We start from the raw sequence: 16,927 nt of genomic DNA on the forward strand, positions 1-16,927 counted from the left end.
TTCGTCATAAGGGGGTCATATGACTTTTATGACTTCATTTTTTTGAGGAAGAGGAAAAGAAGAAAAGTATGTGGAATATTTGTAGGAGTAAATAATTTTATTAAAGGAGCTCTGTATGCTACCGATACAAAAAGAAACCCATTGGGTATTTAAATTGGCACAAATAACGAGAATAGGCTGGTTTGTGTTCCATTTATTAGTCATATTTTTAGTTCTTGCCTCCGAGTCCTTCTTCTGGTTGTTGATGCCGTTATTCTTTGCAGCCTTTCTGATTCCACAGTGGTCTGGAATAAAGGTGGATAGTTTTGGCGTTAAAAACTATCCGTTACTTGAATTGATTTTTAGCGGGTTGTTTTTGATTGTTGGATGCTACTTTTCAGGGGAGTACTCGTCTTTCTTGGCATATCCTGCTTTATGTGCAGGTATTTATAGTCAGCCAGGGAAGAAAAGATGGTTTCTTTGGGCTGGATTTTCGATTGTTCCATTTTTTGCTGTGCTTGCTGTTGGATTAAGCCAGCTTGGCATGGGGGTTATTGATGGGCTCTTCTTTTTTGGAATAGGAATAGCGGTTGCAAAGGTACTAGAAGCAGAGAAGAAAACGCAAACGTTACTGGACGAAAACCGAAGGCAAAATCAGCTTTTAGAAGAGTATGCGAAGCAAATTGAAAAAATCACATTATTAGAGGAGAGAAATCGACTTGCGAGAGACCTCCATGACACCATAGGACATACGTACACCTCTGTCATTATGGGGCTAGATGCCTCATCATACCTAATTGGAACTGTACCCGATAAAGCAAAGGAACAAGTTGAGCTGTTAAGTAATGTAATGAGAAAATCTCTAGGAGAAATCAGAAGTCATATACACCAAATTTCGCCAAGTGGAGAACGTGAAGACTTATCATCACAACTGAAAAAAATCGCTACTGAATTTGCTTTACATACAAAAATTGACATCGATTTTCAGCAGATTGGCCCACAAGAGAAGAATCTATCACCTCATGGGATTCACACTCTAAACCGAATTCTTCAGGAATCCTTAACGAATGCCGTCCGACATGGGCAAGCCACTTCAATCATAATCATTCTGAAAGAAGAAGCGGCTTATATGAACCTCACAATTAAGGATAATGGCATAGGTATGAGTGACATAAAATTCGGATTTGGACTTAACGGCATGAAGGAGCGACTGGAATCACTTCAAGGTAGCCTGAAAATTGAATCGAAAGAAAATGAAGGAACGGTTGTGACATGTTTTTTACCAGTAAGAATAGATCGTTTAAGAGGAGAGTTGGTTCAAGATGATAAAAGTATTAATAGTGGATGACCAGGAATTGATTCGTGCAAGTCTTTCCATCGTATTGGGAGGGGAAACAGATTTTGAAATCGTAGGTGTAGCAGAACACGGGCAAACGGCTATAGAGTTAACAAAACAGCTTTCCCCTGACATTGTTCTCATGGACATTCACATGCCACTTATGAATGGAGTAGAGGCAACAGCTCAGATAAAGAAAGAATTTCCACAAGTAAAAGTAATGATATTAACGACCTTTGAGGAATTAGATTATGTAAGGGATGCGTTGGCCGCTGGGGCAGAAGGGTATTTATTAAAAGCTATCCATCCGAAAGATTTGGCTGCAGGAATTAGACTAGTTCATCATGGTGGAACCCTAATTACACAGGAAATTGCGAAGCAGTTAATTACACAATGGATTAATCCAGTGGAGCCCGTGAAAGAAGTAGCTAAAAAAAATAACTTCCGTCTCACGGAAAGAGAGATTGAAGTATTAGAAGAACTTTCTAATGGTTCAACAAATCGTGAAATTGCCCGAAAACTTTATTTAACAGAGGGAACTGTGAAGAATTATATCTCGAATATTTATTCGAAATTAGAAGTTACGGGAAGACATAAAGCAGTGTTTAAGGCTAAAGAGGAAGGGATTATTAATCCATAAGTGTATGAAATCTATTACCTTATTTACACAGGCACCACTTGTAGTCTGTAATCATAGTGTCCACTACCTGGTGCCTGTTTATTATAAGTATTATAAATTAAGCTCTTGGGGCTTTTCACCATTAAGGTTTAATAATCGCACAGTTTCGGGTTGAATTTGAAGAAACACATAGTTCGGATCCTCAGGACCTTGAAACCACTGATTAAACGCTTCGTCCCAGTATTTCATTTTCAAATCCTGTGAATCATTTATTGAAGATGATCCAAATACTTCAACATATGCGTCGCTTTGTCCTTTTTCCTCATAACCTAAAAGAACAGATACATAAGGGTTCTTCTTTATTTCTTCTGTTTTCTCTGTATCCATTTTCGTAGGTGTAAATAATGTTAAGTCTTCATGATAAAACGTCATATAGCGAGAATGAGGCTTATTATTTTCAACCGTGGAAAGTACCCCGATTTTATGGTCAGAGATAATTTTCATAACCTGGCTTTTTAAGTCTTGTTGGCTCATTGATTTGCTCCTTTTTAATTGAAAGATAGTAGTATCTTTCCACTTTTTTTATTTATTAATCCGAAGAAAATGTACGAATCACCTGTCGATAATCGACTTGGATAAATGAATGGGCGTTGGTGACAATAATAACGGTGGATTGACACCAACTAACTTCGATGTAGGGGGATTTGCTATGAATATTCGTGAAGGACTAATTCCAACCGCATTAGGATCAGCCGTTACCGCTACGGGGTATGCCTTGAAACAAAAGCGTGGATCAAATAAAATGATTGCAAATACCGTTTTTGGTTTTGGATTAGCACACGTCGTCCTGGGTGTAATTGACCTAATTGAGCATCGTCGTTAGTAATGAGGAGAGGGTTGGGCATTGATAGAGGATGCCCTCCTTCTTTTTTTAATATTTATAGGGCTAAATCAATAGTCGTCACCTTTACTCATTAGGTAAGGTGACTATTTCTTTTTAATGGTGGCAAGGATGTAAAGTATGTATACTTATGTCATTAATCGTTTTACAAATGAAATGAGGGAATAAAATTAGATGACAACCTTTATTGCACTGCTACGTGGTATTAATGTCGGTGGAAAAAATAAGATCAAGATGGCTGATTTGAAGAGTATGTTCGAGGCGATTGGTATGAGTAGAGTTAAAACATATATTCAAAGTGGGAATGTTTTGTTCGAGTCGAATCAAGAAGAAGAGGCTATTCGTCAGAAACTTGAAAAGGAAATAGAGGTTACATTTGGATTTTCTATTAAAGTCATCTTAAGAACGTCCCAAGAGTTGAAAAAGGTTGCTGAAAATTGTCCGTTCTCTCAAGATGAGATTGCTGCAGCGGAAGCTACAGCTGAAGGAGAAAGTTTATACGTTTCGTTTTTACTTCAAGAGCCATCCGAGGAAGCTATTAAAAGGATAGAAGCTTACAAAAGTGAAACCGAGGAATATAAAATAGTGGACAGGGATATGTATCTATTATTTCCTCATAGCATTCTGAAATCCAAGCTTGCTAATAACCTACAAAAGTTAGATGTTCCCGTGACGGTAAGGAATTGGAAAACAGTCAACAAGCTAGTTTCTTTAGTAAATGAGATGCAAGGTTAATACTTATTTTGACAAAAAAGAGGTATGTTAAAAATGATACATAATCAACATATAAAATCTGAATTAGGACAGGATATCATTTTCCAAGTAAGAGAGATTTCGAACCCTTTTCCAGAAGTTGAGGAGCAAATCGATAAATTTGGTCATACTTCCTTTCGGATTAAGGATAAGCCTTTTGTTATCATAGGAGAAAGTGAAAAGGGACTAGCTTCTTTAGCGATTAAAACATTAAAAACAACTCAATCCTTTCTATTAAATCAGCAGGATCGGTTTTTTAAAACTCCCTATATTGGCCAACACGGTTGGACCTCCTTACATATAGGTAAGTCATTGGATTGGAAGGAGATTGAAGGATTAATAAAAGAAGCCTATTTGCAAACGGCTCCTAAAAAGATTGTTGCAGCCTTTCGAAGTATGGAAAATCCAGAATAAATTAGATAACTGACTTACTAAACACCAATTTCCGCAGAAATCGGTGTTTTTTAAATCTAATTACCCATTTCAAAAATAATACTCAACAATTCTTCAGTATCAAATCCATCCAGCAATTCCTAATAGCGTTAGTACAATCTCAAATAATATAAGACTCACAATAATCCATTCAACGAATAGCCCACGAATAGAATGACTGATGGTAGAAAATCCATCCATGATGTTATATAGAATATCCGTCTTACTTTTCAAAATTTTATACCGGTCATTTAATTCAAAGAACTCAAGCATTTTATCATAAAATTCATTAGCAGTGCTGCTGCTCCAAGTAATATCAGGTTTGTCTAAAATCATAATATAGGCAAGAGTGTTATATTCGTGACGAACGATTTTCGCTGTAGTCCGTGCTAATTCCTTATTACCGATTCTTAATTTCCCCTTTTCTAGTCTATCAATCATATTTTCAAGCGTGTCGTGGATTTTTCCGAGTTGTTCCTCTGTTTTTTCGAGTGCTACCGATTTTGCTAGAACTGTGGAAATCAATTCAGGATAAAAAACTTCATAGACGGGTACGACTACATATTCGTCGGTCAACTCTAGACTTTCTGTTTCCTTGATATGAAGACTGTAATCGTCTGTGTATTTGTAGGCGCTTTGGATATCTAGGTCTGGTTCGAAGGATTGTATGTAAAGGAAAAAATCCCTTATTTCCTTAGAACTCGATAGATTAATAAAGACGACGCTACCAAAAGAAAAAACCAGCACCATTTGTGTCTCGTCCATATTTTTCTTTAGGATAGAATTTAAAATTCCACCACGTAGAATTAGCGGTTGTTCCCACGTGAATTTCTTTGGGATACCACAATGAATGGCAATTTTGTTCAAATCAATTTCATGTGTAATGGCAAATGCTTTAAAGGTCATTGCCTTCATCATTTTCACTCTCTTTTCAGCGATTTTAGTAGTTGGGTCGAAGTGTTTTTTTACAATTGAAGGGCAGTGTTTATATAAAAATATGAAATAATGATTACAAATATGTGGTGTATGCTTCAGTTGGGGACAATTTCGTTCATTTGTCCCATACTAGATTTGAAAATTGAAGTGATTTAAATATCAAAATTATTAGAATTTTTGTAAAATAGAAGATATAGTCCCATCATCGGTGTAAAAGAGGTAGAAAGCGGACTTTAAAAGATAATGGCTATCAATAATTCAATTTACTGGAGGAAAACATGAAAACTTTATTTCATTATAATTGGATGGTAAGAGATGAATGGTATCAATGGTGTGAAGAGTTGACAGAGGAGGAGCTTCTTCAAAAACGAACAGGGGGAGTTGGTGGAATCCTCCATACTCTTTTTCATATTATTGATGTTGAATGGAGCTGGATACGCATTCTACAAGGAAAACCTGATTTCCAAGAGAAGTTTGAGGAGTATAGCACTTTAGCGAAGGTCCGAGAGTTAGATACTCAATTTCATCAGGAAGTTGAAGAATTTATTCGGAATTGGGATGACAGTATGGAGACCAACGTTCTTCAGGAAACCAATGCGGATTGGACGGGTGAAACACTAACATGGGGCGAGGTAATGTGTCATACCCTTGCTCACGAAATCCATCATATTGGTCAACTATCGGTTTGGGCACGGGAACTTGGCAAAAAACCTATTACGGCAAACTTAATTGGTAGAAATCTTTTGGTTAGGCAGAATAACAGAATAATCGGCTGATGGTTCTTTGAAAAGAAAAAATAATACTGATTGCATGTTTTCGGGAGCACATCTCCGCCTTTTTTGGTGAGTTTCTGGTCCGCATGAAGTTCATGAGCCGCCTCAAGAGATTCTTGCAATCAGAAAGATGAGGCGGTTTAAGTATTTGTAAACGGTATTACAGAGTAATATTGTTCCTTAGTTAGTTTTTGAAAAATGAATATTTATTATTTAGAGCTAAAAGTATAATGGAGTATGTAAAATGGAGGGATACGATGAGGCACTCTACTGTCTTAATTAATGGGAGTATCTTCGAGGAAAATAAACATATTCCTAATGGATTTATCAGAATAACAAATTCGAAAATTATAGATATTGGTAAGATGAGTGAATATGCAGTAACCGTAAACGAGAATATAATTGATTTGCAAGGAAAGACGGTCATCCCAGGGATGATAGACCTTCATATTCATGGGACTGCTGGCCATGATGTGATGGATGGAGAAATCGAGGCATTAGAAACGATGTCTCAATCTTTGCCACAAGAAGGCACAACGAGTTTTTTAGCGACAACGATAACACAATCGGATGAAGAGATTTCTAAAGCTTTACGGAATGTCGCTAAATATATAAATGGATATCAAAATAGTGGTCAGTCTGAGATTTTAGGTGTTCATCTAGAAGGACCATTTATTAATCCGAAAATGGCAGGAGCACAGCCGGTAAATTACATCTTATCCCCAAATATATCCCTTTTTGAAAAATGGCAGCAACAAGCCGAAGGAAGTATTAAGCAAGTAACAATGGCACCGGAACAAGACGGTGGAGTGGAGCTTGTTCGTTATTTAAAAGACAGTGGTGTCATTGTTTCCATCGGGCATTCAAATGCAACATATACTGAAGTTAAAGAAGCCATTTTGGCTGGAGCCACACAGGTTACTCATTTATTTAATCAGATGAGAGGACTTCATCACAGGGAACCAGGGGTAGTAGGCGCTTCCTTACTTTTACATGAGCTATATGCGGAATTAATTGTCGATGGGATCCATGTTTGTCCGGAAATGGTCAACCTCGCTTTTAACAATAAGACAAGTGAAAAACTTATCTTAATAACCGATTCAATTCGAGCAAAATGCTTAAAGAATGGTTACTATGACTTAGGTGGACAGACGGTGATTGTAAAGGAAGGCAGAGCTGAATTAGCAAATGGAACACTAGCTGGAAGTGTTCTAAAACTAAGTCATGCAATGAAAAATATGTTAGCTTATGTCAAGGATTGCAGTCTTCAGGACATAATCAAAATGACATCCTATAACCCGGCTAAACAGTTAAAAATACTAGATCGCAAAGGGAGCATTCGTAAAGGGAAAGATGCAGATTTAGTTGTATTAGGAAAAGAGCATGAAGTGATTATGACTTTTTGTAGAGGGAAATTAGCATATAAACAGGAAGGGGTCTAATGCTAATGGAAGTCATTAAGGTAAGAGATTACAAGGAATTAAGTAAAAAAGCGGCTGAAATCATTATTCAAAAAGTAAAGCAATCCAACACACTAACACTGGAATAGCTGCAGGGAGTAAAGGGTCCTTTAATGATGTAAAATCACTATACCGCATTAACGTACTGGGGGACAGTCCCCCAGCACGTTAATGTGTTAAGGGGGAGGAGTTTTTAAGTCTGCATAAAAGCTTAAAAATCCGCACATACTTCGGTTATAAATTTCCATTTTATTTGGAGTCTGGGACTGATAGGGAAGACCTTTAAAAGGAGAAATTCGATGAATTGGTATGAGAAGCTAAATCAATATTTTCCAATTGAAGAAATGAAATCAAGAGAGCATATGGAATCCTTACTTAAAGAGCTTCCGGATATATATCATAAAGATGAAGGACCCTACCACGTGTTAATGTATGCGGAGTTGGATAACTTTGTATTTGTGGATTATTTGTTTGTTTCCAAAGATGCTCGTGGTCAGGGGTTAGGCCATAAACTAATAGAAAAATTAAAACAAAAAGAAAAACCAATCATTCTTGAAGTAGAGCCAGTTAAGTATGAAGATAGTGATACGGAAAAACGGCTTCGTTTTTATAAACGTGAAGGCTTTGAGCATGCACAATCAATTGGTTATTTGACTAGATCCTTGTCAACAAAGGAGAATTTTGAAATGGAAATTCTTTATTGGGCACCTGATGGAGAAACAGAAGAGATGATTTTCGAAGCGATGAAAAAAACATACGATATGATCCATACCTACAAGGATTTATATTTTTATGGTGAATCCTATCAACCAGTAAATGAAGTATTAACCTTTAATGAACGGTCAGAGCATGATAATATTTTAGAGAATCTATAACAGCTAGGTCGGCTAAACTTGACTGAATATGAAGATCTAGTATAAAAATATTGAATTTATAAAATATTACAATTATAATAATATTTGGATATTGAAAAAAACTCATTTTTGATAGTAAATCCAACTGAATAAATCGATAGTAATGAATTAGACAATGTTTCAGCTAAGTATAAGCCGAATAAGATTAGACCATTAGTCTATGCTTATTCGGTTTTTTCATTAACCCATCATCAGAGAAAGGAACTTAAGAAAGAGATGAATAGTTCGATCGAATATGATGAAAAATTAAATTTAGAAAATCGTATAGTAAAAGATATGAATGGCAAGTTTGAGTTGGATGCCGTATATGCGATTGATTTAGAGGGGAACATTGTTCAAATAAATCCAAGTTGTGAAGCTATTATTGGATATACGGTGGAACAATTAAGTGGAAATTCACTTTGGTCTATAGTAGAGCCTAAAAGCTTGGAAAAAGTAGTTTCTTATTATAATGAAGCACGAGTAGGGAAATATCAAAACTTTGATTGTCAATTTATACATAAAAATGGAAGCCATATTGATTTAAACATTATTAATCTACCTATTTTGTTAGTAGGTGAAATTGTTGGTGTCTATGGAGTTGTAAAAGACATCACAGAAATTAAACAAAAAAGACATCAAATAAGGGAAAGAGAAGTACTTTATCATCTTCTTACTGACCATTCCTTAGACATGATTACTAAGTCAAATATTGATGGAGAACTTCGTTATGTATCACCTTATTGTTTTGATTTACTTGGGTATACACCAGAGGATTTAATCGGAAAATCATCCTATGACTTCATTCATATAGATGATATAGATAGGGTATTGGGTAGCCGTTCATTAGTAATAGATACTCATCGTAACGGCAGAATATCTTACCGAATGAAACATAAAGCGGGATATTATGTTTGGGTGGAGGCACTTTGTAAATCGATCGTTAAAGAAAATAGTGATGAAATTAGAATTATTAGTGTAATTCGAGATATATCAGATCGGAAAAAAACAGAGGAAATCCTGCTACATTCTGAAAAGCTAGCAGTTGCTGGTCAACTTGCTGCCGGGATTGTCCATGAGGTTAGAAACCCATTAACAGCTATTAAGGGTTTTTTACAATTAATGGATGCTAATAAGGAGTATCAGCATAGCTATTTTCAAATTATCCAGTCTGAAATCGATCGAATTGAGCTTATACTTAGTGAGTTATTAGTACTTTCAAAGCCAAAGGATATGGAGTTTAATAAGGCTGATTTATTGGAGATTCTACTACAGGTAAAGGCTCTTATCGATACGCATGCTACTATGAATAATATTGAGATTGAATTAAGCTACTTATCCACTATTCAAACACTAATTTGTGATGAGAATCAATTAAAGCAAGTCTTTATTAATTTTCTAAAGAATGCGATTGAAGCGATGCCTAATGGTGGAAAAATAAACATCAACGTTTTATCAGAAGAGCGGAATACTATAAAAATTCAGATGATTGACCAAGGTTGTGGGATCCCAAAAGAGCATTTAGAGCGAGTAGGCCAACCATTTTTTACAACGAAAGAAAATGGGACAGGGCTAGGATTTATGATTAGCATGAAGATTATTGAAAATCATCAAGGGAACATTCATATTATAAGCAATGAGAATGGAACTACGATCGAAGTAACTTTACCAACCTCTCATTAAATTAAACTACATAAAAGCAGTGGAACTCTTTTGGTTTCCACTGCTTTTTTACATTATAATAATCCACATTGGAAAAATAATGTGTATTAATTAAATTTCCCTTTTAATGGTTGGTAGTATGATATAAAGTTAATTTGAATAGAAGGAATTTTTTATCCAATTCATCCAAACAAATTTAATCCACTTGAGGTGTTGCTGTGTTAACGTCTACACGATTAATTATGATTTTCCTACTATCCTTTGTATATTACAATCTAGTACCCAATGGTAGTCAATGGCTTAAGTATTATGTGATTGTGGCAACCATTTTGTTTATATTGAATCATATTTTACTATTCTTGGAAAAGTTTAAAAAATGGAGTCTTGTTTATATCCTTATTGATTGTATTCTTAGTTTTTTATATGGAATTTTATTTCCAAGCATAACACTTTACTTAATTTTCTTTGGAGTTATTGCTGTAACTCTTTTCTTAAGTATTTCGGATAAAAGAATCTTGAAAATTTCCTCCTATGTATTTTTAATAATATGGGGGATTGTAGCGTTTTCTTGGTGGAAACAAACGGGTAGGATTGAAATTCTTGAAAATGTCATAAGTGGTTCCTTTGTTGTCTTTGGGGCAGTTGTTGGGAATCTTATTCGAAAGCTACTCGAGGCACGTGAAACGATGGATCGTCAATTTGAACAATTACAGTCCTCCCATCAAGCTTTATCTGAAGCACATGATCAGCTTCAAAACTATTCCAAGCAGGTAGAGGAATTGACTACTATCCGCGAACGAAATCGAATCGCACGGGAAATTCATGATACCGTTGGGCATAAGATGACGGCTTTACTTGTTCAAATGGAGTTAAGTAAAGTTTTACTAAAACTAGATTTGCCAAAGGCTGAGGAGACGATTGAAGTTTGCGAAAATCTAGCCCGTGATGCGCTACAGGAAATTCGCTTATCCGTACGAACCTTACATCAAGAAGAAGAAGAACACGTGGCATTCATCCCAGCGATTCGAAAGCTGCTTGCAGACTTTTTTGAAACAACCAACTTAGAATCGGTTTTCGAATTAAGTGGTGACCCGACAATTATTCCAAATTATCTGCAACCAATCATGATTCGGACGATTCAAGAATCTTTAACAAATGCCAAACGACATGGAGGGGCGACCTCTTTTTTACTAAAAATGAATTGTTCGGAGGAAGCGATTACGATGATTACCAAGGATAATGGGAAAGGTGTCCATTTGATTGAGCCGGGATTTGGATTAATCAATATTAAAGAGAGAATTGAGGAACATGGCGGAAGCGTGTTTTTCGAAAGTTTCGTAGGAGAAGGTTTCCAAATGAATGTTTTATTTCCACTTCTGCAGAAGACGTGGAGGACTGGGGGACGAAATGATTAAGATTGTCGTTGTCGATGACCAACCATTAATACGCGATGGATTGGCCACACTATTAGGACTAAGACCAGAACTAGAAGTAATTGGTACTGCTGGCGATGGCCGTGAAGCCTTTGAGAAAGTGAAACAGCTAAACCCTGATATCGTCTTAATGGACATTCGGATGCCAGGAACAAACGGTGTGGAAGCTACTAGTCTCATCACCCAAAATGTCACGGGTGTAAAGGTGTTAATGTTAACGACCTTTAAAGACAGCGAGTTAATTTTTGAAGCATTAGAGAAGGGTGCAAGTGGTTATTTACTAAAGGATATGCCAACAGACACCATCGTAAAAGCAATCTTGACAGTCCATTCAGGTGGAATTGTCCTCCCCCCAGATATCACCGCACAAATGCTGAAAGAATTGAAAAAATCAAAGGTATTTGAAACTCCGTCTGATCAAGTAGAGGCTCCAAAATTACTTGAAGAATTGACTGAAAGAGAACTAGAAGTGTTAAAGCAGCTTGGATATGGACATAGCAACAAAGAGATTGCGGGCATCCTATTTATTACGGAAGGTACCGTCAAAAACCATGTATCCAGCCTGATTAATAAGCTTGAACTTCGTGATCGGACTCAAGCAGCCATTTTTGCTGTACGTTATGGAATCACAACCTTCTTGTAAGCAACGCATTCATTTGGCACATGACTTTTAGCATAGAAACCATTCCAAAAGGCCTGAAAGGGTCTTTTTTATTTAGTTAAATTCTATCCTGCGCTACATGGAAACTTCTTCTAATTGAAATAGAATGAACGTAACAAAGAGAAGAAAAAAGGGGTGTTGGTGTTATGTTAGTTGTGAGCGATATAAAAAAATCTTTCGATCAAAAAGAGGTTGTACGGGGCGTTTCGTTTTCGGTAGAAAAAGGTGAGTCTTTCGGATTGCTAGGTCCTAATGGAGCTGGTAAATCGACAACCATTAGTATGATTTGTGGTTTACTGACTTATGACTCCGGTGAAGTGACGGTCGACGGAATTTCGGTTAAGAAAAAACCGCTCGACGTGAAGAAGAAAATCGGTGTAGTCCCACAAGAAATTGCCTTATATCCAACGATGTCAGCTAAAGAAAATTTGCTATTTTGGGGTAAAATGTACGGACTCTCAAGTAAGCTTGCCAAAAAACGTGTTGATGAGGTATTGGAGTATGTTGGCTTACGTGATCGGGCAAATGACAAAATTGAAACCTTTTCAGGTGGGATGAAAAGAAGGATAAATATTGGTGCCTCATTAATGCATGAACCTGAATTACTCATAATGGATGAACCAACAGTTGGAATCGATCCCCAAAGTCGAAATCATATTTTAGAAACGGTCAAACGGTTAAATCAAAATGGCATGACTGTTATTTATACAAGTCATTACATGGAGGAAGTCGAGTTTTTATGTAATCGAATCGGCATCGTTGATCAAGGGAAAATGATTGCTTTAGGTACAAAAAGCGATTTAGTAAACAGGCTAGCAGGGGGGACGGTAATCAAGTTAAGCGTTGCTTCCTTAAAGGATGAATTTACAGCTTCCTTAAGAAAAGTTACCAATGTGGAACGGGTGATTCCAGATATTGAAAACAACTCAGTAGATATATTTGTTCATCATCATCAACTTGCCTTCAGCGATATTATTGCTTGCGCCATGGATAATCGCGTTCAAGTACTATCCTTTGAAGTCCAGGAACCAAACTTAGAAAGTCTTTTTCTATCATTAACAGGAAGAACATTACGTGATTAAGGGGGGAAAAGCGATGAAAAGTTTTATCATTGCTTGGAAGGATTTTAAGATTCGGGTGAAGGACCGTAAAGGATTTGTGACGATGATTGTCATGCCGCTCATCTTGACCGCCATTTTAGGAGCTGCCCTAAGTGATGTAATGGGGGGTGATGGAGGTTTTAGTGACACAACGGTTGGTCTATACCAAGCAGATCAAGATCCAATATCCGAAGCCTTTCGTAGAGAGGTATTACTAGAATTAGAGTTTGTTAAGGTAAAGATGGTAAAGAATGATACGGAGCTTGAAGAGCTGTTACGTGATGGGAAAATAGATGTTGGTTTATCGATACCAGAGGGGTGGAGCTCGGATCTAAATAACGGAGGTCTGAAAGAAATTCTTATCTACTCCCAAGCTGATAAACAAATCAAAGCCACAGTTATCCAATCTATTGTGGAGTCTTTTAGCGAACGGGTAAAGACGATTTCATTAAGCACTACTGCGGTGATTAACGATTTAACAAAGTCGACGGTAGTTACTACAGGCTCAGTCAATTTAAAAGAAGTGGTCGACGTAATCGTAGCAGACCTAAATCAAGCTGGCCAAATTCAATTTGGAATAGAAGAAGAATCAATTGGTAAAAAAATGGTCTCATCGATGCAATATTATGCAGCAGCAATGGCAGTCATGTTTTTATTGTTTAATGCCACAATGGGAGCTAAATCCATTATTCAAGAGCGCAGTACGGAAACCTTAGCGCGGCTAATGATGTCACCCACAAGTAATGGATCGATTTTAATAGGGAAATTTCTGGGTACTCTTCTGTTTGCATTCGTTCAACTGATCATTTTCTTTTGTGCAACCTCCCTATTCTATGATGTTAATTGGGGTGGGAATATTCTTCAAGTATTGGCGATTGGGATTGCCTATTCAGTGGCTGTTTCAGGACTATCCATGATTCTTGCAAGCCTTGTTTCAGAAGAAAAAACAACTGATGTCATCAGTGGGGTAGGAATCCAAATTTTTGCAATTTTAGGAGGCTCCATGCTTCCAATCTATGTATTCCCTGATGCCCTTCAAACATTTGCGAATATTACTCCGAACAAATGGGCGTTGACTAGCTTTTTAACCATCATGTCCGGTACATCATGGGATAAATTATTCCTACCGATGTCTGTTTTATTATTAATAGGGCTTTTATCGTTAACGATCGGTACGTGGCGATTAAAGGCTAGATAAGGAGGAAGCAATTTTTATGAAAAAATCATGGGTTATTTGTAGTATGGAAATCAGCCGACTTCTGAAAAAGCGGCAAACATATTTGCTTATGTTCGTCATGCCCCTACTTTTTACGCTCATTTTTGGTTCATTAATGAGCGGTGGCGAACAAGAGAAGATGACCATTTTGTTAGTGGATAAAGATCAAACCGATTTATCACAGACCCTATACGAACAATTAAAGGAGGATAATGCCCTTTTTAGCTTAAAGAAAAGTACAGAAGTAAAGGCAAAACAAATGATCGAATCCAAAAAAATCCCTGGAGTGATTATCATTCAAAAAGGATTCCAGGATGGGATGCTTCAAAGTGAAGATTCCTTTGTAGGATTTCAAAAAATTCCTGAGTTGACTTCAAGTTCAACAATTACAGGGTATGTATCTGATAAGCTTTCAAAGATGAAAATAGAAGTAACGGCTTCCAATCAATGGAGTCAATATAGTGGTGAGGCATGGGAAGTGATGTATACAGGAATGGAAAATTCAAAAGAACAGCCACTTGCTATTCGACATGTCCATATAGATAAGAATGAATCAGTTCCTCAGATGAATGGAATGTCTGCACGTGCTGCTGGATTCTCTATTATGTTTGTGATGATGATGTTGTTGAGTGTCACTGGTACGATAATCGAGGCGAGAAAAAATGGTGTGTGGTATCGAATACTTGCTACCCCTTCTTCCAAGCTCGAAATTGCTTTTGGCTATTTACTATCCTTCTTTCTAATTGGCTGGATTCAATTTGGAGTTCTACTCATTACTACTCATTATCTGTTTGATGTTCAATGGGGTAATCCTTTCTCCATCGCCATTTTAGTATCTGCCTTGTTATTTGCAATTGTCGGGTTAGGTCTATGTATTGCGGGTATGGTCAAAACGGTCGAACAACAAGCTTCCATTGGTAACTTAATCGTCGTGTCAACCTGTATGCTGAGTGGTGTATATTGGCCGATTGAAATTACACCTAAATTCATGCAAAAAATGGCAGAGTTCCTACCACAAACATGGGCGTTGAGAGGATTTACAGAAATAATAGTGAGTGGGGGAACCTTGATTGATATTATCGATAACATCGCCATCCTGATCGGTTTTGGATTATTATTTCTTGTTGTAGGAATGAGAAGAATACGATTTGAGTGAGAAAACAAGCATAGTGCTTGTTTTTTTATTTGTACCTGCAAAGCGATTTACGCCCGTATAAGTAGATTTACGCCCGTATAAGTGGATTAACGCCTTTGCACTCGACCACCCTCCTCAAGATAATTCGCTAATGGATTCTTGAAATAATTCTGTTGTTTCAAACTATGCAGACGGATATTTATCTATCTAACAAGTTTGGCACTTTTTTATTTATATTAGGATAATATTTTCTGGTACGAAAGTACTGGAAAGTTTTTTATTTGTATAAAAATCAATAACGAAACCGCTTTCATTGAAAATTCTAAAAATTTGAATTGACTGATAACTGCTATTGTATTATTATTCTACTAACATATTATTTTTCGGGAAACGAAAGATAATAAATATCAAAAAGAAAGTGGAGGGATACTTATGTCACAAATGCTAGCCTTAGTCATTCTTACGTTTATTTTATTTGTTGGAGATTTTGTAGCCGTTCGTACGAAAGCATGGGTACCATCTATTTTCATCTGTGCTACCTTGTTTTTACTAGGATATTGGACATTCTTTCCGCAAAATATCGTTGAATTAGCGGGAGTTCCACCAGTTGTTGCGACAATGCTGATGTACTTATTAATCACGAATATGGGCACTTTATTATCCATTCAAGAATTGAAAAACCAGTGGAAGACAATTGTTATTGCTCTCTCAGGAATTGTCGGAATCATCGCTTTATTATTCGGAGTAGGGACCTTTCTTTTCGGTTTCGAGACAATTGTTGTTGCCATTCCGCCTTTAGTTGGTGGGGTCGTATCTGCTTTAATTATGTCAGAAGGGGCAAAAGAGGCAGGACTTGCTTCACTATCTGTTTTTGCCATCGTCATCTATGTTATGCAAGGCTTTGCAGGTTACCCACTAACATCGATCATGTTGAAAAAAGAAGGAAAAAGATTACTTACGCAATACCGTAATGGACAACTTACTGATGAGGCTCAGGGAAAAGTAGCATCAGAAATAGCTGCTACTGTGGCAACGCCAAAGGTTGAACTTAAACTTTTTAAAAATATGCCAGCCAAATACAACACAGAGTTCTTTAAGTTTTTTAGACTAGCATTAGTTGCTTATCTTGCCTATCAGGTTTCTACTCTATTAGCACCAATCGTTTCGATTAGCCCATTCGTTCTTTGCTTATTGTTTGGGGTTATCGCTACAAGCGTTGGTTTCCTTGAGAAGCACCCTTTACAAAAAGCAAATGGTTTTGGCTTCGCCATCTTAGGGTTAATGCTATTCATTTTTGATGGTCTAAAAAAGGCAACACCAAGTATGATGTTAGAAATACTTTATCCGCTTATCGGTACGATTGTAATCGGAGTGATTGGTATGTATATATTCTCATTCATCGCTGGGAAGCTATTAAAAGTAAGTAAAGAAATGGCATTTGCCGTGTCACTGACAGCATTATACGGATTTCCGGCTGATTATATTATTACAGCAGAAGTAATCAAATCTTTATCAGAAGATGAAAAAGAAAGAGAAATGCTGACAAGCCGTATGCTACCACCAATGCTAGTAGGTGGATTTATCACCGTTACGATTGTTTCCGTTATCTTAGCAGGTATCTTTGTCGGATTCCTGTAA

17 protein-coding genes are annotated in these 16,927 nt (G+C 36.8%); 15 read left to right on the plus strand and 2 right to left on the minus strand.

Going from position 1 to position 16,927, the window contains the following annotated elements; translation table 11 throughout:
• The first annotated feature begins 115 nt into the window (after nucleotides 1–115).
• Nucleotides 116–1,327, plus strand: a complete 1,212-nt coding sequence (locus tag LRP83_RS03425; RefSeq protein ID WP_230495266.1) for a sensor histidine kinase — start codon at nucleotides 116–118, stop codon at nucleotides 1,325–1,327.
• Nucleotides 1,302–1,955: a response regulator transcription factor gene (locus tag LRP83_RS03430; protein WP_230495267.1), complete on the plus strand. Its 654-nt coding sequence runs from the start codon at nucleotides 1,302–1,304 to the stop codon at nucleotides 1,953–1,955. Before LRP83_RS03425 ends, LRP83_RS03430 begins: the two co-directional genes overlap by 26 nt.
• 90 nt (nucleotides 1,956–2,045) lie before the next feature.
• Here the strand turns inward: LRP83_RS03430 and LRP83_RS03435 are convergent, their stop codons facing one another.
• Nucleotides 2,046–2,468: a pyridoxamine 5'-phosphate oxidase family protein gene (locus LRP83_RS03435; protein ID WP_230495268.1), complete on the minus strand. Its 423-nt coding sequence runs from the start codon at nucleotides 2,466–2,468 to the stop codon at nucleotides 2,046–2,048.
• 175 nt (nucleotides 2,469–2,643) lie between these two features.
• Here LRP83_RS03435 and LRP83_RS03440 point away from each other — a divergent pair, with 175 nt between their 5' ends.
• From LRP83_RS03440 to LRP83_RS03450, 3 genes are all read left to right on the plus strand, one after another.
• Entirely contained in the window at nucleotides 2,644–2,817 is a 174-nt protein-coding gene (locus tag LRP83_RS03440) for an asparagine synthase (protein WP_230495269.1), read from the plus strand.
• 192 nt (nucleotides 2,818–3,009) lie between these two features.
• Nucleotides 3,010–3,570, plus strand: a complete 561-nt coding sequence (locus LRP83_RS03445; RefSeq protein ID WP_230495270.1) for a DUF1697 domain-containing protein — start codon at nucleotides 3,010–3,012, stop codon at nucleotides 3,568–3,570.
• 33 nt (nucleotides 3,571–3,603) lie between these two features.
• Nucleotides 3,604–4,002: an MmcQ/YjbR family DNA-binding protein gene (locus LRP83_RS03450; RefSeq protein ID WP_230495271.1), complete on the plus strand. Its 399-nt coding sequence runs from the start codon at nucleotides 3,604–3,606 to the stop codon at nucleotides 4,000–4,002.
• Nucleotides 4,003–4,101: 99 nt separating this feature from the next.
• On the opposite strand, the gene LRP83_RS03455 is transcribed toward LRP83_RS03450, so the two are convergent.
• Nucleotides 4,102–4,938, minus strand: coding sequence for an RMD1 family protein (locus LRP83_RS03455; RefSeq protein WP_230495272.1), 837 nt, complete (start codon nucleotides 4,936–4,938; stop codon nucleotides 4,102–4,104).
• 296 nt (nucleotides 4,939–5,234) lie between these two features.
• Here LRP83_RS03455 and LRP83_RS03460 point away from each other — a divergent pair, with 296 nt between their 5' ends.
• The 10 genes from LRP83_RS03460 (at nucleotide 5,235) to LRP83_RS03505 (ending at nucleotide 16,927) form a co-directional block, all read left to right on the plus strand.
• The gene (locus LRP83_RS03460; RefSeq protein WP_230495273.1) at nucleotides 5,235–5,732 is read left to right on the plus strand and encodes a DinB family protein; all 498 of its coding nucleotides are present in this window, start codon (nucleotides 5,235–5,237) and stop codon (nucleotides 5,730–5,732) included.
• A gap of 254 nt (nucleotides 5,733–5,986) precedes the next feature.
• Nucleotides 5,987–7,171 (plus strand): N-acetylglucosamine-6-phosphate deacetylase, encoded by a 1,185-nt coding sequence (gene nagA / locus LRP83_RS03465; RefSeq protein WP_230495274.1) that lies wholly within the window; start codon nucleotides 5,987–5,989, stop codon nucleotides 7,169–7,171.
• 317 nt (nucleotides 7,172–7,488) lie between these two features.
• Nucleotides 7,489–8,064 (plus strand): GNAT family N-acetyltransferase, encoded by a 576-nt coding sequence (locus tag LRP83_RS03470; RefSeq protein ID WP_230495275.1) that lies wholly within the window; start codon nucleotides 7,489–7,491, stop codon nucleotides 8,062–8,064.
• Between the two features lie 255 nt (nucleotides 8,065–8,319).
• Complete coding sequence (locus LRP83_RS03475) at nucleotides 8,320–9,765, plus strand: PAS domain-containing sensor histidine kinase (protein ID WP_230495276.1); 1,446 nt, start codon at nucleotides 8,320–8,322, stop codon at nucleotides 9,763–9,765.
• Between the two features lie 197 nt (nucleotides 9,766–9,962).
• The gene (locus tag LRP83_RS03480; protein ID WP_230495277.1) at nucleotides 9,963–11,159 is read left to right on the plus strand and encodes a sensor histidine kinase; all 1,197 of its coding nucleotides are present in this window, start codon (nucleotides 9,963–9,965) and stop codon (nucleotides 11,157–11,159) included.
• Complete coding sequence (locus tag LRP83_RS03485) at nucleotides 11,152–11,820, plus strand: response regulator transcription factor (protein WP_230495278.1); 669 nt, start codon at nucleotides 11,152–11,154, stop codon at nucleotides 11,818–11,820. The genes LRP83_RS03480 and LRP83_RS03485 overlap by 8 nt, the downstream gene beginning before the upstream one ends.
• Before the next feature lie 164 nt (nucleotides 11,821–11,984).
• Entirely contained in the window at nucleotides 11,985–12,920 is a 936-nt protein-coding gene (locus LRP83_RS03490; RefSeq protein ID WP_230495279.1) for an ABC transporter ATP-binding protein, read from the plus strand.
• 13 nt (nucleotides 12,921–12,933) lie between these two features.
• A complete protein-coding gene (locus LRP83_RS03495) occupies nucleotides 12,934–14,136 on the plus strand; it encodes an ABC transporter permease (protein WP_230495280.1) in 1,203 nt (400 codons plus the stop codon).
• A gap of 16 nt (nucleotides 14,137–14,152) precedes the next feature.
• The gene (locus LRP83_RS03500) at nucleotides 14,153–15,310 is read left to right on the plus strand and encodes an ABC transporter permease (RefSeq protein ID WP_230495281.1); all 1,158 of its coding nucleotides are present in this window, start codon (nucleotides 14,153–14,155) and stop codon (nucleotides 15,308–15,310) included.
• 411 nt (nucleotides 15,311–15,721) lie between these two features.
• Nucleotides 15,722–16,927 carry a hypothetical protein gene (locus tag LRP83_RS03505; RefSeq protein ID WP_230495282.1) on the plus strand — a complete coding sequence of 402 codons (1,206 nt, stop codon included), beginning with the start codon at nucleotides 15,722–15,724 and terminating at the stop codon, nucleotides 16,925–16,927.

Origin of the sequence: Pseudoneobacillus rhizosphaerae (assembly GCF_917563885.1) — a bacterium.
GTDB classification, from domain to species: Bacteria; Bacillota; Bacilli; order Bacillales; family Cytobacillaceae; genus Pseudoneobacillus; species Pseudoneobacillus rhizosphaerae.